At 45.0% G+C, this 19056-nt stretch carries 17 protein-coding genes; 2 read left to right on the top strand and 15 right to left on the bottom strand.

Annotated elements, in window-relative coordinates; translation table 11 throughout:
• Positions 1 to 132 precede the first annotated feature (132 nt).
• The 3 genes from BN2425_RS21545 to BN2425_RS23415 all read right to left on the bottom strand — a co-directional run bounded on the left by BN2425_RS21545 (position 133) and on the right by BN2425_RS23415 (position 2014).
• Positions 133 to 1233: a PRK06851 family protein gene (locus tag BN2425_RS21545; protein ID WP_042464044.1), complete on the bottom strand. Its 1101-nt coding sequence runs from the start codon at positions 1231 to 1233 to the stop codon at positions 133 to 135.
• A 149-nt stretch (positions 1234 to 1382) separates the two neighbouring features.
• Positions 1383 to 1859 (bottom strand): Cys-tRNA(Pro) deacylase, encoded by a 477-nt coding sequence (ybaK, locus tag BN2425_RS21550; protein WP_042464048.1) that lies wholly within the window; start codon positions 1857 to 1859, stop codon positions 1383 to 1385.
• Positions 1860 to 1891: 32 nt separating this feature from the next.
• Positions 1892 to 2014, bottom strand: a complete 123-nt coding sequence (locus BN2425_RS23415) for a hypothetical protein (RefSeq protein WP_264757831.1) — start codon at positions 2012 to 2014, stop codon at positions 1892 to 1894.
• A gap of 421 nt (positions 2015 to 2435) precedes the next feature.
• On the opposite strand from BN2425_RS23415, the gene BN2425_RS21555 reads away from it, so the two are divergent.
• Positions 2436 to 4244: a TIGR04190 family B12-binding domain/radical SAM domain protein gene (locus BN2425_RS21555; protein WP_042464051.1), complete on the top strand. Its 1809-nt coding sequence runs from the start codon at positions 2436 to 2438 to the stop codon at positions 4242 to 4244.
• 92 nt (positions 4245 to 4336) lie between these two features.
• On the opposite strand, the gene BN2425_RS21560 is transcribed toward BN2425_RS21555, so the two are convergent.
• The 12 genes from BN2425_RS21560 to BN2425_RS21615 form a co-directional block, all read right to left on the bottom strand.
• Positions 4337 to 5044 (bottom strand): ABC transporter ATP-binding protein, encoded by a 708-nt coding sequence (locus tag BN2425_RS21560; RefSeq protein WP_042464055.1) that lies wholly within the window; start codon positions 5042 to 5044, stop codon positions 4337 to 4339.
• Position 5045: 1 nt separating this feature from the next.
• Complete coding sequence (locus BN2425_RS21565; protein WP_042464058.1) at positions 5046 to 5822, bottom strand: ABC transporter ATP-binding protein; 777 nt, start codon at positions 5820 to 5822, stop codon at positions 5046 to 5048.
• Positions 5800 to 6774 (bottom strand): branched-chain amino acid ABC transporter permease, encoded by a 975-nt coding sequence (locus tag BN2425_RS21570; RefSeq protein ID WP_042464061.1) that lies wholly within the window; start codon positions 6772 to 6774, stop codon positions 5800 to 5802. The genes BN2425_RS21565 and BN2425_RS21570 overlap by 23 nt, the downstream gene beginning before the upstream one ends.
• Before the next feature lie 12 nt (positions 6775 to 6786).
• The gene (locus BN2425_RS21575) at positions 6787 to 7668 is read right to left on the bottom strand and encodes a branched-chain amino acid ABC transporter permease (RefSeq protein WP_042464063.1); all 882 of its coding nucleotides are present in this window, start codon (positions 7666 to 7668) and stop codon (positions 6787 to 6789) included.
• A gap of 75 nt (positions 7669 to 7743) precedes the next feature.
• Positions 7744 to 8925, bottom strand: coding sequence for an ABC transporter substrate-binding protein (locus BN2425_RS21580; protein ID WP_042464066.1), 1182 nt, complete (start codon positions 8923 to 8925; stop codon positions 7744 to 7746).
• A gap of 316 nt (positions 8926 to 9241) precedes the next feature.
• Positions 9242 to 10396: an MFS transporter gene (locus tag BN2425_RS21585; protein ID WP_042464284.1), complete on the bottom strand. Its 1155-nt coding sequence runs from the start codon at positions 10394 to 10396 to the stop codon at positions 9242 to 9244.
• A 396-nt stretch (positions 10397 to 10792) separates the two neighbouring features.
• Positions 10793 to 12637, bottom strand: coding sequence for an ABC transporter ATP-binding protein (locus tag BN2425_RS21590; protein WP_042464069.1), 1845 nt, complete (start codon positions 12635 to 12637; stop codon positions 10793 to 10795).
• Entirely contained in the window at positions 12638 to 14365 is a 1728-nt protein-coding gene (locus BN2425_RS21595; RefSeq protein WP_042464072.1) for an ABC transporter ATP-binding protein, read from the bottom strand. It lies immediately after the preceding gene.
• 238 nt (positions 14366 to 14603) lie between these two features.
• Positions 14604 to 15401, bottom strand: coding sequence for an ABC transporter permease subunit (locus BN2425_RS21600; RefSeq protein WP_042464074.1), 798 nt, complete (start codon positions 15399 to 15401; stop codon positions 14604 to 14606).
• A 14-nt stretch (positions 15402 to 15415) separates the two neighbouring features.
• Entirely contained in the window at positions 15416 to 16213 is a 798-nt protein-coding gene (locus BN2425_RS21605) for an ABC transporter permease subunit (RefSeq protein ID WP_042464077.1), read from the bottom strand.
• 6 nt (positions 16214 to 16219) lie between these two features.
• On the bottom strand, positions 16220 to 17104 hold the full coding sequence (locus BN2425_RS21610) for an ABC transporter ATP-binding protein (protein ID WP_042464080.1): 885 nt from the start codon (positions 17102 to 17104) through the stop codon (positions 16220 to 16222).
• Positions 17105 to 17120: 16 nt separating this feature from the next.
• Entirely contained in the window at positions 17121 to 17744 is a 624-nt protein-coding gene (locus BN2425_RS21615) for a TetR/AcrR family transcriptional regulator (RefSeq protein WP_042464083.1), read from the bottom strand.
• 167 nt (positions 17745 to 17911) lie between these two features.
• Between BN2425_RS21615 and BN2425_RS21620 the strand changes: the two genes are divergently transcribed.
• Entirely contained in the window at positions 17912 to 18880 is a 969-nt protein-coding gene (locus tag BN2425_RS21620) for a nuclease-related domain-containing protein (protein ID WP_081798166.1), read from the top strand.
• Positions 18881 to 19056: the final 176 nt, after the last annotated feature.

Consider the following 19056-nt stretch of genomic DNA (forward strand, 5'->3'; position numbering starts at 1 on the left):
CCCAGTACAGTATCGCTTTAGTGCAGCGGGGGTCTGTCCCCCAGTACAGTATCGCTTTAGTGCAGCGGGGGCCTGTCCCCCAATACGGTAACGTGTAAAAGCAGTGGGGACTGTCCCCACTGCTTTTGTTGTTTAGGCTCCGACGCTTGCGAGTTGGTTGATTTGTTCGGCGATTTTTTGTTGGATTTGTTCTACTTTGGAGAAGTCCATGGCGGCGATGTAGATTTCTTCGAGTTCGTCGTGGAGCTGCTTGGCGCGGGCCAAGTGGCTGGTGGCTTCGTTCATTTTATTTCTATAGCTGACGGAAATTTTGCTGATGATTTCGGCGAAAATTTCGTCTGTGCCCGGTTCGATTAGCAGTTCATACATATCGATGATTTCGTCACCATCACTGCTCGGGAAGTATTCATGCGGGGCCGTGCTGTCAAAAATCGCAATTCCCAACTCCCTAAAAATCAGCATATCCAGGCTGTGCGGGTCAAAACCGCAGTGGTATACTTCTGTATCAATCCCGCGTTCCTCTGCTAGTTGAGCCAACTTTTTCAGCATGGTGGATTTGCCGGACCCCGGGCGTCCCTTCACAAAATACCGCTTCGGAATGTCCTCCGTCAGATTCGGGACAAAGTCAACTGCGCCTTTCGGTGTTGCGGCTCCGAGGAATCGGTGGCGCACATCGGCCTGTTTATTCAATTTCATTTTTCCAAAAAAGGATCCTGCCAACTTGTTGGTCAACTGGTCAGCCTTTTGGAAATTCATACTGTTGATATAGATTTTTTCCCAATCATCATGGATATCTAATGCTTCCTTAAACGTGTCATACGCTTTTTGGAACGCTGCACTGATTTCTGCAGTCAGCTTCTGAATCGTTTTCTTGTGGGTGCTCAACGTTTTGGCATCCCATGCTTCCCCCAGGTTAATGTATTCCTCGACTGCCCCAGGCGCTTTTGGTTCAATGACGTGGGGTGCAGTGCCATCGACAATTCCTACCTTCAACGCCGGAATCAACACCCCATCAATAGAATTGTTATCCGAAGAACAATGAAGGAATTCAATATTAAAGCCTTTTTCGACCCACTCGCGGCCGATCTTTTTCATCAATGAAGATTTTCCGGTCCCTGGTCCGCCTTTTAAAATAAACAGCCGGTCCAGTCCTTGGAGATTGGAATCATACAGATTATGAAACCCTCTGGCTGTATTGCCGCCGGCGAAATAATTTTTTATTTTTCCTGCCATCATCAACGCTCCCTTTTCCACGAATCAACTGCATCTGGCTGCTGATTAAGACGTTTTAGCCAGATCATGCAGGAATGACCTTCACACCATAACCTATGCAGGTGGGCGTATATAGGTGAATGCCCATAGAAAAATTTCTGCCATTCTAGCTATTTGATAATGTCAGATATTTCGGCGTTGGTAACTTCCTGCAATTGAGTTGGTGATAGTACCATTTGGACGCCAATTTTTCCGGCGCTGACGATAATTGAGTTGATTCCGCGGCAGGTTGCATCAATATAGGTTTTGTATTGTTTTTTCATGCCAATGGGGGAGCAGCCGCCACGAATATAACCTGTCCACTTTTGTATGTCTTTTACAGGAACCATTTCAATGTTTTTCTCACCGGCTGCCTTGGCCGCTTTTTTCAAGTCCAGTTCCGCTGCCACGGGTATCACAAACACAAAGAGGTTTTTGCTTGCCCCTTGGGTGACGAGTGTTTTGTAAACTTCTTTTGGGTCACGGCCAATTTTATCTGCCACCGAAACTCCATCAATTTTGCCGTCTTTGTTATCATATGTAAGCATTTCATAGCTGATTTTGTGTGAATCAAGGATCCGCATTGCATTTGTTTTTGATTGCGCCATGGTTATCATCCCTTTTTTAAAAATTAACGCTATTATACCAGTTGTTTTAGTGCTTGCTCTAGTCGTCCGGTGGAGTTTAGTCCTTCCTCAGGGGGATTACCGACCAAGTTCACACTTTTACCGGCGCTTTCCACCACTTTACCGGCAAAGTTCACATTTTTACCGGCACCTTCCGAACCCTATCAACCTTAATCGCCCCTTTACCGGCAACTCCCCCCTAGAAAGATGCCAACCCCAAAAAAAGAGAACCCCCGGCTTAAACAAGGACCCTCCTCAAATACTTAGTTTAGAGAATTTCATCAGTTGCTAGAACCGGATCCGCCTGTCCTTGTTCCCCATAAAACATTTCCACAGAATTTCCACAAAATCAACGAAAATTCGTCAATGTTTAGCCAATGGAGGACTCTTTATTTATAGTAAACTAGAATCATCAAAGAGACCCCCAGATAACAACATACTAAATTTGCTAATGTCTTTTACACATTCATGTGAAATTATTCACAATTGAAGTTCTTTTGTAAGCCTATGACATATAGAATTCGCAGTTTTTAGTAAACAAGAGTTGGAGTGAGAAAAATGAAATATGATTTAGTGTTGCTGCATGCACCAAGTGTTTACGATTTCCGTAAAAATTCTCTGCTTGCCGGCCCTATCAGTGACGTCGTACCATCGTCACCTGTTTTTGAAATGTACCCAATTGGGCTCACCTCTATTGCTGACTATTTAGAACAGTACGGACTTCGGGTCAAGATCATCAATATAGCTAATAGAATGCTAATGAGCGAGAACTTTGATGTTGAGAAAAAGCTCAAAAACATTAAAACACGTGCATTCGGAATTGACCTGCACTGGCTGCCCCATGCTCACGGAAGCATTGAGCTCGCGAAACTGGTGAAGCAGCTTCATCCCACAACGCCGATGATCTTTGGCGGGTTATCTTCTACCTACTACCATAAAGAACTAATCGAATACCCGTTTATCGATTTTGTGATGCGCGGCGACTCCACTGAAAAGCTGATGCTGCTGCTCATGAATAAAATTGAAACAGGAAACACCCATTACGCCGATATCCCAAATCTAACCTGGAAAAAAGGGAACGAAATTGGCTGCAACCCGTTAACCTATGTCCCATCCGATTTGGACGATGTCGACGTTCCCGGATACCGCTATACGGTCCGCTCCGTCTTTAAGTACAGGAACTTCCTTGACCCACTTCCATATAACGGCTGGCTGCAATACCCCAACACTGCCTTATTGACTGCCCGCGGCTGCACGCAAAACTGCCTGATTTGCGGCGGTTCCCGTGATGCCTACGACCAGAACTGCAACCGTAACCGGCTGGCGTTACGGTCACCGAAGAAGCTGATGGAGGACATTCAATTTATTTCCCGGTTCAGCCGTGCGCCCATCTTTATCCTGCACGACCTGCGCCAGGGCGGCCGCGAGTATGTAAAGGAATTTTTCAGCCGATTAAAAGAATTGAATTTGAAAAATGAAATCGTGTTTGAATTATTCCAATACGCCGATGAGGAATTCTTTAAAATGATGGAAGACAGCTGTCCAAAATACAGCATTGAAATTACTCTAGAAACCTATGAGGAAGGCTTGCGCCGGTTTAACGGAAAATTCAACTGTACAAACGCAAAAGTCATCGAAACCCTTAACTTTGCCTTAAAGCATGGCTGTAAAAAAGTCGACCTGTTCTTCATGGTCGGGGTGCCGGGGCAGACATACCAAAGTGCCGTGGAGAACATAGATTTCTGCGAACAAATTCATCTGGCCTGCAACAGAGATCCAAGAATTTTCTACTTTGTCGCACCGCTTGCACCATTCCTTGATCCAGCTAGTCCGGCATTCGAACATCCAGAAATTTATGGTTACAAAAAGTTCTGCAACACACTTGAGGACCACCGCAGAGCCATTTGTCAGCCATCCTGGAAGCATATGTTAAGCTTCGAGACAAAAGAAATGACTCGGGATGACATCGTCAATTCCACCTATGAGGCAGCCCAAAAGTTGAACGACTTCAAACTAAAATACCACTTGATTGATGAAGCTGGTTACCAGGAAATTAAAGAGAAGATTGAAAAATCACAAGCCTATATTGAAAAAATTGACTATATCCTGGCGCTCCCTGAAGAGCAGCAAAAGCCAGAATTAGATAAGCTTCAGAAGGAAATTGAGCAGCTCAACAAGTACAGCATTTGCGGCAAGAACGAATTGAAGTGGGAAGTCCAAAAGAATTATGCGAACTTCTTTTCGCTTACACTTGTGGGCTTGGAACAGCTGTATGCAGAGTATAAAAATAAGTTTAAACATCTGCTCCAGCCAAAGCACCGCTATCAATTTAAACTAGAACAGCAACAAAGGAAAGCGAATCTATAGCCAAAAAGGGAATTGGTTGACTCCGCCCATTCCCTTTTTAATGAAATCTAGTTTTCTGCTATACGCGTTGGACAGGGATAGCGTTTTTCTAATTAGTGCCCGCCCAGATACGCTTTTCTAATCTGATCGCTCTGACCTAGTTCCGCTGCCGTGCCGGATGCGACAATTTTTCCTGTCTCAATGACATATGCACGGTTAGCAATGGACAAGGCCATATTCGCATTCTGTTCCACTAATAGAATCGTCGTCCCGGTTTGGTTGATTTCCTCTATGATTCGGAAAATCGTTTTCACCAATAACGGTGCCAATCCCATCGATGGTTCGTCCAATAACAGCAGCCGCGGCCGGGCCATTAACGCGCGGCCCATTGCCAGCATCTGCTGCTCCCCGCCAGACAAGGTACCAGACTGCTGCTTGCGGCGTTCGAGAAGCCGTGGAAAGAGCTGAAACACTTTATCAAAATCCTCTTGAATCCCTTTTTTATCTTTGCGCAAAAAAGCCCCTAATTCCAAATTCTCTTCCACCGACATATTGGCAAACACACGGCGCCCTTCCGGAACCTGCGAGATGCCCCGTTTCACAATCAGCTGTGGCACCTTGCCGGCCACGTGCTCATTCTCAAACAGGATTTCCCCGGTTTTGGGTTTTAACAAACCAGAGATGGTCTTTAACAGTGTGCTTTTTCCCGCACCATTGGCCCCAATCAGGGTGACAATTTCCCCTGCGTTGATGTCCAGCGAAACTCCCTTTAAAGCATGTATATTGCCATAATAAACATTGATATCGTTGATTTTCAGCATATTAAGAGACCTCCTCGCCGAGATACGCCTCGATGACTTTTGGATTGTTTCTGATTTGTTCCGGCGTCCCGTCGGCAATCAATTGGCCATGGTCCAGCACATAGATTCTCTCGCAGACTCCCATTACGAGATTCATATCATGTTCAATTAACAGAATCGTTAACTTAAATTTTTCACGAATCAAGGCAATGAGATTCATCAGCTCTTCCGTTTCCTGCGGATTCATTCCCGCAGCCGGCTCATCGAGCAAAAGCAGCCGAGGGTTCGCCGCGAGGGCACGGGCGATTTCCAAGCGGCGCTGCTGACCGTACGGCAGGTTTTTCGCCTGCTCATCCATCACACCCTCAAGCTTAAAAATTTTCAAAAACTCAATGGCCTTTTCCTCCATCTCTTTTTCCCCGGAAAAATGGGGAGGGAGACGCAGAATCGAACTCAAGATCGAATGCTTAGCCAGTGAATGATAAGCAATTTTGACATTGTCTAAAACAGATAAATCACTAAATAAGCGGATGTTTTGAAAGGTCCGGCTGATGCCCATTTTTGTGATTTTATATGGGGCAAAACCGTTTAACTTTTTACCATCTAGTTGAATGCTGCCTTCCGTTGGCACATAGACACCCGTCAGCAGGTTGAAAAAGGTCGTCTTACCAGCACCATTCGGCCCAATCAGACCAACTAACTCGCCTTCTTTGAGCTCCATATTGACATCTGAAACAGCCTTTAAACCGCCGAACCGGATCCCGGCATGATCGACTTTAAGCAACGGTGTGTTTGTCATCTTGCATGCCTCCTTTTGCCGTGCGGCCAGCCTTAAAGAATGCGGTAATCTCCTTTGTCCCCATCAACCCCTGAGGACGGAACAGCATCATGACAATTAGCACAAGGCTATAAATAACCATCCGCACCTCCGGATAACTGGATAGGAAGGTAGAGATAATTGTCAGCAAAATCGCCGCTATGACGGATCCGGACATACTGCCCAATCCACCGAGCACCACTAGTATCAAAATATCAAATGACTTTAAAAAGCCAAAGTTGACCGGCTGGATAATATAAAAGTTATGAGCGTGCAAAGCGCCCGCTACACCAGCAAAAAAAGCACCGATGGCAAACGCCATGACTTTATAAAAAGTCGTATTAATGCCCATCGCATCCGCCGCAATTTCGTTTTCCCGAATTGCCAGACAGGCCCTGCCATGGGTCGAGTTGGTAAAATTAACAATCACCACAATCGTAATGATTACGCAGGCCACCAGGATTGGCCAGGTAATCAAATGCGATACCGTCATCCCGCTGGCACCGCCAACATAGTCAATATTTAAAAAGGCAATTCGGACAATCTCGCCAAACCCAAGCGTGGCTATCGCTAAATAATCACCGCGCAGCCGTAACGTCGGAATTCCGATGATTAACCCGGCAACCGCTGCGGCCAACCCTGCGGCCACAATCGCAACTGGAAACGGCATCGCCAATTTCATTGTGAAAATTGCCGACACATAGGCACCAACTGCCAGGAAGCCGGCATGCCCAATCGAAAACTGGCCGGTAATCCCAATGATTAAATGCAGGCTGACCGCCAGGATAATATTAATGCCAATTGAAAACAACGTATTCACATAAAATGAGTTTAGCGTGCCCCCGTTTATGAGAAATTGGATGACGACGGACAAGACAATTACAATCACGATGGTGCCCCAGAACCCTTTAGCATTTTTTAAAGTTTTCGCCATATCTCTCGCCCCCTACACCTTTTCCCTGACATTTTTGCCAAAAAGGCCGGCAGGGCGGAAAATCAGGATTAATATCAGCACAATAAAGGCAACTGCATCACGCCATAACGAGCCGCCCAAGGCACTTACCAGCGCCTCAATAACGCCCAGTAACAATCCTCCAACCATGGCGCCAGGAATGATGCCGATTCCACCCAGAACGGCAGCGACAAAGGCCTTCAAGCCCGGGATGATCCCCATTAATGGTTCTATCTTTGTATAATACATGCCAAAAATGACGCCGGCTGCTCCAGCAAGAGCTGACCCAATGGCAAATGTGGCTGAAATGGTGTTGTTCACATTGATGCCCATCAACTTTGCAGCATCCTGATCATGGGACACGGCCCGCATGGCTTTGCCAATCTTGGTTTTATGGACGACAAACTGCAGGACAATCATCAAGAAAATCGATACAGCTAAAATCAAAATCGACTGTCCGCTGATTTTGACACCGAACAACTCGATACTTTTTAACGGTACGACATTATTTGGATAGGCCTCTGGCTGCGCACCGCGGATATAGATCGTGCCGTATTCAATGAACAAAGAGACACCAATGGCAGTAATCAGGGCCGCAATCCGAGTCGCATTTCTTAACGGCTTGTACGCAATACGTTCAATCAGTACCCCAAAGAGAGCGCAGGCTGCCATGGAAATCAGCAGCGCTGGGAAAAATCCTAAATGTAAAAAAGTAATCGAATAAAATCCAATAAATGCACCGACCATGAACACGTCGCCATGGGCGAAATTAATCAGTTTGACAATACCGTATACCATCGTATAGCCAAGGGCAATCAACGCATAAATACTCCCCAAGGAAATACCGTTTACCAGCTGCTGAATAAATTGTTCCATGTCCAAAACACTCCTTAGAAAGGACTTTAAAAAAGAAAAGGGAGAAAAATCTCTCCCTATTCAACTAGTATTCTATTACGGATTAACCTTTGTTTTAAATTGCTGCTCTCCGTTTTTATACTCAAGAATAACGGCAGCTTTGATTGGGTTATGGTTTTTATCTAGCTTCATAACACCAGTAATCAACTCAAGGCCATCTGTTTCAGCAAGTGCCTTTTGGATTTTCTTAGGATCGCTGCTTCCGGCACGCTTGATCGCATCGGCAAGGAAATAAGCAGAATCATAACCTAAAGCATTGAACGCATCTGGTGACTTGTCTTTGTATTTCGCTTTGAATGCTTTGACAAATTCTTGTACCTTTGCATCATCGTCACCAGAAGAATAGTGGTTCGTAATGAATGTATTGTTCAGTGCATCTTTTCCGGCAAGGTCAACTAATGTAGGAGAATCCCAACCGTCAGCGCCCATTAATGGAACGGTGATGCCTACTTCACGTGCTTGTTTGACAATGAGGCCAACTTCTTCATAATAGCCAGGGATAAACACGAAATCAGGATTTTTCCCTTTGATATTGGTTAACTGCGAATGGAAGTCGGTATCTTTTGCGACATAAGCCTCTTCGGATATGATTTTTCCGCCTTCCTTCGCGAATTTCTCTTTAAAGGAATCCGCCAAACCTTTGGAATAGTCACTGGAGCTGTCAATAAAGATGGCGGCTGTTTTTACCTTTAGATCTTTCGCTGCAAACTGTGCTGCAACTGTACCTTGGAATGGGTCAATGAAGCAGGTACGGAAGACATAATCATTCAATTTACCGCCTTTCACCGTCACGTCTGCTGCTGTTCCCGTCGGTGTCAAAAGAGGAATATTGTTGCTCTGTGCAATTTCAACCTGTGCTTTTGTATTTCCGCTCGTTGCCGATCCGATAATCGCGGAAACCTTATCCTGGCTAATTAGCTTTGTCGCACCGTTAATGGCTTCTGGAGCCTCTGATTTGTTATCGAATGTTACCAGTTTTACCTTCTTACCATCGATACCATCTTTGTTAATTTCATCGAGTGCCAAATCAATCCCTTCTTTGATTGACTGACCGTAGGATGCCACACCACCGGATAATTCCAAGTTGGCACCAATTTTAATTTCGCCGCCTTTATCGCTGCCTCCGCCGCCACCCGAGCTGGATTCGCTGCAGCCGGCAATTACGCCTGCCGCTACCATAAGCGACATGAAAATACCAGCTAATTTTCTTTTTCTCATCGTTTAACCCCCTATTTTATAAAAAATTTTCCCAAGTTCCACGCCCTAGTTGTCTTAAAAGAGATAATATTCTGAAAACATTGTACATAATATTAGGCAATTCGTCTAGTAATAACATTTGCTTTTTTAAAATAATTTTGAATAATAAAAATATTACTGTTAACAAGGTCTTTACAGTATTAATCCAATAAAGCATAAAAGCATCTAGCCCTCTCTGAAAAACATTTTGTCCAAAAAAATTTTGTCCGGATAAAATTTATTTTTTTTCATAAAAAAAAAGAGGCTCCTGCAACGAGGAGTCTCATACCGCAATTTATTATGCTAATTCTTGGTTTTTCGTTTCTTTTCCCAAAAATAGGACAGTAAAAGCGCCAATTAATACTGATAGGCAGAAAATCGTAAAAATCAGTGATACCGATACATTTCTCACCACAAAGTAGCCGACTGCAAGCGGCCCCAGCACACCGCCCAACCGACCAATTGCTGCAGCCATGCCTGTTCCGGTTGCCCGGATCCTTGTCGGATATTGTTCAGGCGTGTAAGCGTAGAGACCGCCCCAAGCTCCCAAATTAAAAAATGACAGCAAAATACCGGATGTCAGTAACAGGGCAAGTGATTCAGCCGTGCCAAAGAAGTAGGCACTAACCGCTGTCCCAATCAGATAGGCCCCCAAGACAAATTTCCGGCCCACTTTTTCAATCAGCCAGGCTGCAGTAAAATAGCCCGGCAGCTGTGCTAGTGTCATAATTAGCACATACTCAAAACTTTTAATTAAGCTGAAGCCTTTCATCACCATTACACTGGGCAGCCACAGAAACATTCCATAATAGGAGAAAACCACACAAAACCAGACAATCCACAGCACTGCGGTTTGCCGGGCATGCCCCTTGGACCATAATTCCTTTAAGCTTTGCAGGACAGTTGGTTTTGTTTGAGCCTGCATCTCCGTATATTTAGGTGAGTCCGGAAGACCAATGCGTAAATATAATCCATATAAAGCAGGAATGGCGCTGATAATCAATGCGATTTGCCAGCCATAGTTTGGAATGACAAAGTACGAAATCAGAGCTGCTACCAGCCAGCCGCCAGCCCAAAAGCTTTCTAGAAGCACAACCGTCCGGCCGCGCTTTTCTGCCGGAACACTCTCTGATACCAGCGTAGAGGCAACTGGCAATTCACCACCTAATCCCATGCCAACTAGAAATCTTAGAATCAAAAAGATTGTAAATGTGGTGGTAAATGCGGAGGCACCACTAGCCAATGAAAACAACAATAATGTAATGATAAAGACCTGTTTGCGCCCGACTTTATCTGCCATAATGCCAAAAATAAATGCCCCAACCGCCATTCCAATTGAGTTGATGCTGCCAATCAAGCCCATTTGGCCTGGGGTCAGCTGCCATTCCACCTGCAATGCCGCGATGATAAACGATAGCATCCCAACGTCCATCGCATCAAACATCCAACCCATGCCGGCGATTCCCAGAAGCTTTTTATTAGAGAAGGTATCGGACTTGTTTAGTCCCCATATCTGGCCGCCGGCAGCCTGTTTTGTGCCGCTCATGATTTATCCCTCCATTTTGGATACTATTAACATTATTCCCCAAACACACTATTTCACTAGGAAAATGCATTCTACGGATTAGTTTAACAGTTGTCTTTACACTTGTCATTAACAAAAGATATCCTGTCTACCATGCATCTGCAGAGCTTATCGGCAAAAAATGAAATATATCAGCAAAAAACGTCTAGATATCAGCAAGAAAAACTTATTTTTCGGGAAAAAAAGTCAATATATCAGGAATTCAACAGTATTGCTGCCAAAAAAGGACACCGACCTCTGTCAGTGTCCAAGAACTTCTGTTATTTAGATAGCTTCAGCATTTTTGAACTGGCTGGAAAACATCGCATAATATCTTCCTTGCTTCGCCATTAACTGCTCATGATTGCCGGCCTCAATGACCTCACCGTGATCAATAACCATAATGATGTCGGCATCACGAATCGTATTTAATCGATGCGCAATGATAAAACTGGTCCGATTCTCCATCAGTGCAAGCAAGGCTCGCTGAATATGAAGTTCAGTCCGAGTATCAATACTGCTGGTGGCCTCGTCCAAAATCAGCAACGCCGGCTTTGCGAGCATGACCCTGGTAATCGCCAAAAGCTGCCGTTCGCCTTGACTTAAGTTTCCGCCATTTTCAGACAACAGCGTTTCATATTGGCGGGGAAGCCGTCTGATAAACGCATCGGCACCAGCCATCCGGGCCGCCGCAACAATTTCCTCATCAGTGGCATCGGGTTTTCCGTACTTAATATTTTCCTTAATCGAGCCAGTAAACAAGTACGTATCCTGGAGCACGAACCCGAAACATCGCCGCAGGCTGTCCCTCGTATACTCCCGGATATCCCGGCCATCAAGAAGGATGCTGCCTTCAGTCACGTCATAAAACCTGGTCAAGAGATTGACGACCGTTGTTTTTCCGGCCCCAGTTGGACCGACTAAGGCAATACTCGTGCCTGCTTTCACCTCAAAGCTGACATTTTTTAAAATCGGCACATCAGGACGGTAACCAAAGCTGACATGATCAAAGACCACATTGCCTTGCGGATTCTCAAGCAACACTGCACCTTGTGGGTCATTTGGTTCCTCTTGTTCATCCATCACTTCAAACACTCGCTCGGCTCCGGCCACACCGGACTGAAGTATATTAAAAATATTAGCCAGGTCATTAAGCGGACGAACAAACTGCCTCGAGTAGGTAATAAAGCTGGCAATCGCCCCGATCGTAATCAAATCCTTAACCGCCAGCACACCGCCGACGATGGCCACTACTGTAAAACCTAGGTTTCCGATCACATTCATAATTGGCATCAAAAACCCCGACCAAATTTGCGCCTTAAGGCCGACTTCACGCAGCTTCGTGTTGACCTCCTCGAACTCCTCAATCACCTTATCTTCATGGTTAAATGCTTTGACCACTTCAATACCCGAGATTGTTTCTTCTATTTGACCATTCAATTTCCCGAGCTGCACCTGCTGATTTTTAAACAGGACACTGGTCCGCCTGGCGATCGTCCGGGTCAGCAAATATACAAGGGGAACCGTAATCAAACTGGCCACCGTTAAAATCGGACTTAACACCAGCATCATCACCAGCGACCCGATAATCCCGATCAGCCCTGACATTAACTGCGTGGTTGATTGTGAGATCGTGCTGCTGACATTGTCAACGTCATTGGAAAGCCGGCTCATTAATTCTCCGTGCGACCGGGCGTCAAAAAAGGATACCGGCAATCGCTGCAGCTTTTTAAACAGGGAGTCCCTCAATTCCCGAACAATCCGCTGGGCCACGCCAGCCATCAGCCAGCCTTGCAAAAAATTGAGGACAGCACTGGAAGCATATGCACTAATCAATATCATAATCATGATTTCCAAAAAGCTGAAATCGACCGCTCCTTTTGCCGGGCTCATCGCGTCAATTGCTTTTCCGATCAAATAGGGATTGAGCAGGATGAGGACAGCATCGATGACAATAAACACAAAGATAATAGAAAGCATCCTTTTTTCTTTGCCAAAATAATTCCACAACCGCTTCAGGGTGCCTTTAAAATTCTTCGGTTTGACGACCGGACCGCGCTGGTGCGGGCCGCCTGGCCTTAGTGGCGGCGGGCCTGGGGGATTGTTTCTCTGTGGTGCTTCGTTTGCCATTTATATCGCCTCCTTGCCCATTTGTGACCGATAGATTTCCTGATAGACCGTACATTCCTTCAACAACTGGACATGTGTGCCGACACCGGCGATTTCTCCATGATCTAACACAACAATTTTATCGGCATCGATCATCGACGTGATCCGCTGGGCAATCAAAATACAAGTAATTCCGCTTGCAACTGTTTTTAACCCTTGCTTCATCTTCGCCTCGGTGGCGACGTCGACCGCGCTCGTGCTATCGTCCAAAATCAAGATTTCCGGTTTCTTGACTAAGGCACGGGCAATCGCCAGCCGTTGTTTCTGCCCGCCAGAAAAATTTACACCGCCCTGGCCAATATTGGTTTCATAACCTTCCGGAGACTCAGAAATAAACTCATGGGCACAGGCAACCCGTGCGGCTGCTTCAATTTCAGCAAGATTGGCATCCTCTTTGCCCCAGCGGATATTTTCCGTAACCGTTCCCGTAAACAGGATATTTTTTTGCGGAACAAAAGCGACTTTTTCCCGAAGAGTCGTTGGATTGACTTCCTTAACATCCACTCCGTCTACTTTAATCGAGCCTCTCACCACGTCATAAAACCGGGGAATCAGCTTGACCAGAGTACTTTTCCCGGATCCGGTGGAACCGATTATACCCACTGTTTCCCCGGGAAGGATGGAGAGAGTAATATTTTTTAAGACTGGCTCCTCGCCATTTGTATCGTAGGAGAAGCTGACATTTTCAAAATCAATCCTTCCAGGTTTCTCAGGGGAAGAAATCATTTCTTGGCTCCAAGCAAAATCATCCTGCTCAGCAAATACGTCACCAATTCGTTCAGCCGATGCACGGGCCCTGACAAACATGTTAAACACCATGGAAATCATCATTAAGGAAAAAAGGATTTGTGTCATATAGTTGATAAAAGCAATCGTCTGCCCGACTTGAACTCTGCCGGATTCAACGCCAAGGCCGCTCAGCCAAAGCACAGCAACGATTCCCATATTGACAGTCAGCATAATCGCTGGGCTGAACACTGCCATCACCCTACTTGCGGCAATTGACTGATTCTTAAACTGTTCATTCGCTCGGGAAAACTTTTCTACCTCGACACCGAATCGGTTAAACGCCTTGACGACCCGGACTCCGGATAAATATTCGCGGATCACCAGGTTGACCCGGTCCAGGGCGTTCTGTACCTTGGAGAATAACGGAAAGCCAAATTTCATGTTGAGGATAATTAATAAGGCAACAATCGGCACCACGACTGCAAGAACAACGGCGAGGTGCAGATTCAGCCTTGAAGCCATAATCAACCCGCCAATTGCCAGCAAAGGTGATTTCACAAAGATTCGCATTAACCCGTTGACAAACACTTGTACTTGCGTGACATCGTTGGTCAGTCTGGTAATCAGCGAGGCCCGCTCAAACTTATCGAGATTTTTAAAGGATAATGTTTGAATTTTTTTAAACAAATCGCTCCTTAACTCAGTGCCAAACCCTTGTGATGTAATGCTGGCCATAACGCTTCGCGTCGCGGCTGCCACAGCACCCAATGCTGTAATCGCAAGCATCAAGCCGCCCATTTTTAACACATAATGCAGATCTTGATTGGCAACGCCATTATCGACAATATGGGCCATGACGGTTGGCTGCAGCAAATCACATATTGCTTCAATCGTGAGGAAAAGGACGGCAACACTAAATGTCTTCCAGTATTTCTTTACATATTTTTTAAAAAAATCCATCGTCTCACCCCGGTGCTCCTATCTGAATAACTGTATTATAGGTTTGTCAGGTTATATTAAACAACTAATAAAGCTTCTAATTTTTTCAAAATACAATAAAAATAGACCGGGGAGGGTCCCGGTCTTGCTTCATCTATGAGAAGTTACTTTCCATTGCACTTCTGGCGCCTCGCTCCGTGAGTAGTTTACTACATTTAGCAAGGAGTGCCCCTCTGCCTGGCGTGTTTCAAGGCATTCTTTACACGGCAAGGTCCCTTTTTTGATAACAAACGTACGTAATGATGGAAAACGCTGCGGTTAATCCAATGGAAATCACCACAAACACAGCATCCAGCCCGCCGCCATACATGACATTCTTTGCTTCAAAATATTTGAACGGCGTCAAGTACTTGAGCCCCTCGATGTTTGGACTTAAATCAATGGCGACCGACAGGACATATGTCAGCAAAAGAACGGCTGATGCTAGGGAAGCGGCTGATTTGGGCCGTTTTTTCACAGCAGCAATCGCACTGCCCAGCACCATAAACAAAACTTGTAAAAAGAACATTCCTGCCATCGTCATACCAATGTCGCTAGTGATATCCCCACCTTTCGCATACTGTCCCATCAACACAACGGATGATCCGTAGGTTACTAGATTGAAAGTAACAATATTCACGAATGCGGCGAGCAGTTTCGCGGTGATAATCATGTTCCTCGATACCGGCTTAACAAATAAGAACTCCGAAGTTTTATCACGCTCTTCCTTGGCAATGATCGTAGCACCCAGCATCGCTGCGTGGATCGTGGCCATCAATAATAGGTAAAGAAACAGCAGTCCATAGTAGCCGCTTGGTTTGGAGACATCCAAATCATTGAAGCCCAGCACCGCTGCCAACGACTTCGGCATATCCTTCAGTAAATCATTCATTGATTGCCCAGACGAAGAATATGCTTCATATTTGCTCATACCAGATACGACCATCAGGAACACACCGATGCACCAAAAAATCAGCGATTTGCGATGTGACTTTACCTCTTTTAAAAATATATTCATGTTGGTTCCTCCCATTAAACCGCATGGATATCCTTTTTCACAAATATGAAATAGCTAGCCAATATCGCAGCCACTACAATCCCCAAACCTGTTATCAGGTAGGATGCTTCAAAACTCGTATGTTCCATAATATAGCTGCTATCAAAATATTTAAATGGCGATAGGTACCGCTTGGCCTCATCACCTGATGTGGCGCTGAGCATGCCAACAAAGTAGAAAGCGAAAACGGTAGCCAATGAAACCGTCAGTACGGATTTTATTTTTGGAATAATCACTGAAACGATCATCCCAACTGCTAAAAAAATCAGCTGAATGAACAGCAGTGATAGTGACAGAAGGAAGAAGGTTTTCATGCTAAAGTCGTCTGTCTTCACTTGCAAAGCGGTGATGCTGGCGGCAACAAAGTAAACGACAAATGTTATTACTAGGGACACGAGGGCCGCCAGGAGTTTCGCCGTTAAAATTTGCGTCCGGGTGACAGGCTTTGTTAATAGAAAGTCGGCAGTTTTTTCCCGGACCTCTTTGCTAACGATTCCCGTACCTAAGTTCATCGCCTGAATTGCGCCGCACAAAGTAATAAAGCTAAGCGGGTAGCTATAAAATCCAAGTATTGAAAAGAAGTTATCTAGGTTTATGCCGAATGCCTTTCTGACCGCCTCGGGATAGTTTGCCAGCAATCTCGTAAACTCCTCAGCATCTTTCGCAAAGGAAGCATAGAACGACATAAACAAGGCGATGACAACGACTAACGAGAGCGACCAGATGATCGTCGACTTCCGATAAGCCCTTAATTCATGAAGGAAAATATTCATGACGTCTTATGCCTCCTTCTCGTAATAGTGCATGAAAATTTCCTCGAGGTCCGGCTCTTCAATCCACAGGTTGGCGATATCCAGTTCAGCGATTTTTTTCACGATATGGTTAAGGTCACCGCGAAACATAAAGCTGGTTACATTGCCGTTAACGATTAAATTATGTGTGCCTGCTTGTTGAAAATAATCGTTTGGCAGAGGCGACTTGGTTTGGAGCTTGAACTTTTTATAATTGTTTTCCTGCAGCGTGCTGATTTTTTCGACCGCAACAATTTTTCCTTCTTTAATGATCGCGACCCGATTGCATAAGCGCTGCACTTCGCTAAGGATGTGTGAGGAAAATAAGATCGTCGCACCCTTTTTGTTTTCCGCCTCTAATAAATCGAAGAATTTCTGCTGCATCAACGGATCTAATCCACTGGTCGGCTCGTCGAGAATAATCAGTTTCGGTTCATGGAGCAGCCCTTGGACAATCCCAACCTTTTTCTTATTCCCTAACGACAGGTCATCAATTTTTTTATTTAGGTCGAGATCCATGATTTCCGCCAGCTCTTTGATTCGCTTCCTGCAGTCCTTTTTATAAAAACTAGCGGAATAGTTTAGTAGATCTTTCACTTTCATATTGTCATAGTAAAAAACTTCAGATGGTAAATAACCAATTTCCCTTTTTATTTCCTGGGCAAACTGGATACAATCCTTGCCAAAGATCATGGCGCTGCCGCTCGTTGGGTAGATGAGCGACAGCAACGTTCGGATTGTGGTGGATTTGCCGGCCCCGTTTGGTCCGATGAAACCAAAGATTTCTCCTTCCTCAACGGTAAAGCTGATGTCAGTGATTCCCCTCGACTTGCCATATGATTTGGTTAAGTTTTTGATTTCAATGACATTCATAGGTAAAGCCTCCCTTTTATCGATAAAAGACTTTGGTTAAGATTTCAAAATATTCTTCGGCTTCCTGTCGGATACTTGAATAATCAATGTCATGGCCTGGTACTAATTTGGCTTTGGCCAGCTCCTCATCGCTTAATTTCTCCAGTGACCATGTGATGATTTTCAAGATTTTTTGAATGTCGATGTCGTCTCTGAATTTGGTAAAGTCGATGCCTTCATAAATTTTTCCGAAGTTGCTTGCATTAAGTTGTTTGGTCTTATTTTCGATGTCAGCTTTAATTTCTTTTGAGTCTTCCAAGATAGCCTCTTCGACAAATTTAAAGATTTCCGGATATTGGGTGAGCAGCTCCATTTTGATCATGACAGCCTGGCGCATTCTTGCAAAAAAGTCCGTCTCCCTTAAGTCAATTTTTTTGTAAAACTCATCGGAAATGATTTGAATACTGTGGTCAAATAAAAATAAGAATAGTTGCTTTTTGTTTTGGAAGTAGTGAAACAGCAAGCCTTTTGAGATGCCTGCTTCCTTTACGATTTCATTTGTGGATGCTTTATCGTATCCGTTCCCCGCGAACTCTTTGATGGCCGCGTTGATGATTCGGTCTTGTTTTTCTTTTTCTAGGCTAAAAAATTTTGAAAACAACTTGATGGCTGCCTCCTTTTTTTGATATTGACCAGTTGAGTCAATGTTATTGTAATTCCGTTGACCCCTGTGGTCAATAGGCGTTTTTTACAAAATTATGAAATTGTTATTCTCTTCATAGTATCGGGTATGGGGATGTGCTACGATGCAGGGTGTAAGGCATTTTTATGGAGGTGTTAGCTATTTGTACGGTAAAAGAAAGAGATCCTTCTTTTAAGCTTCAAGGGTTGTTGGCGGGTCAAGCCCGGCTGCCTGCGAGTCATCCGCTTTTTCCGGTTTTGGCCGCTAAGCAGTCAGCGTTGGAGGCTGGGATTGGCGGGGAGGAAAGGGTGGCTGAGGTTCTTCGTAAGTGCTCCTTACCGTTTGAGCATCAAATTTTCCACGATTTATCTCCTGCATCTGATGAGTGCTTTCAGATGGACACATATGTTTTTACGCCATGGTTTGGGCTTGTGTTGGAGGCAAAAAATATTGCCGGCATTCTGGAGTTTCACGACAATCCGCCGCAATTAATCCGGATCAGGGAGGACGGGCATCAAGACGGGTTTGAAAGCCCGGTGGCCCAGTTAGAACGTAATTGCGAATTGCTGCGTGATTGGAATGTGCGGCACAACGTTAAGCTGCCGATATATGGTGCTGTAGTAGTTGCTTATCCTAGACAAATTGTCGCTGTTGCCCCAGCCAAAACGAAGGTGCTGTTCCCCAGCTCGATTACTTCTTATATTAAAAAAATCCCTCAGCAATCCAGCAAGCTGGAACCTGAAACCTTCAACTGGCTTTCTCATGAACTCCTTACCAGTCATCGTCCTTTTATCCCAAAGCCGCTCTCTGAGTCATATGGGATTCCTTTTAGTGATTTTATACCAGGTGTGCGTTGTTTTGTGTGCGGCCGGATTGGCATGGTTAAGTTACCGAGGACATGGCATTGCCCGTTTTGTGGGGCAAATGATCACTTGGCACATGTAGCGATGTTTAGGGAATGGTTTTTGATATTTAAGAGGAGTATTACTAATCAGGAGTGCCGTTGGTTTTTGGGAATTGAGGATATTCATACTGCCAGTAGAATTCTGCAAAGTATGGGTTTCCCTAGTGTAGGTGCATTTCGTTATCGGGAATATATGATTGAGCTTTTTTAAGAGAATTTTCTGTTGCAAGTTGGAGGGTGCTATCCGCTAGTTGGATCGGGTTATCCACTAGTTGTATCATTCCATCCGCTAGTTGAAGCCCGCTATCCGCTAGTCAGCTTGCCTTTCACTAGTTGAGGCCGCTTATCCGCTAGTTGGATCGTGGTATCCGCTAGTTGAAGCACTCC

The organism is Neobacillus dielmonensis (assembly GCF_000612665.1).
Lineage (GTDB): Bacteria > Bacillota > Bacilli > Bacillales > Cytobacillaceae > Neobacillus > Neobacillus dielmonensis.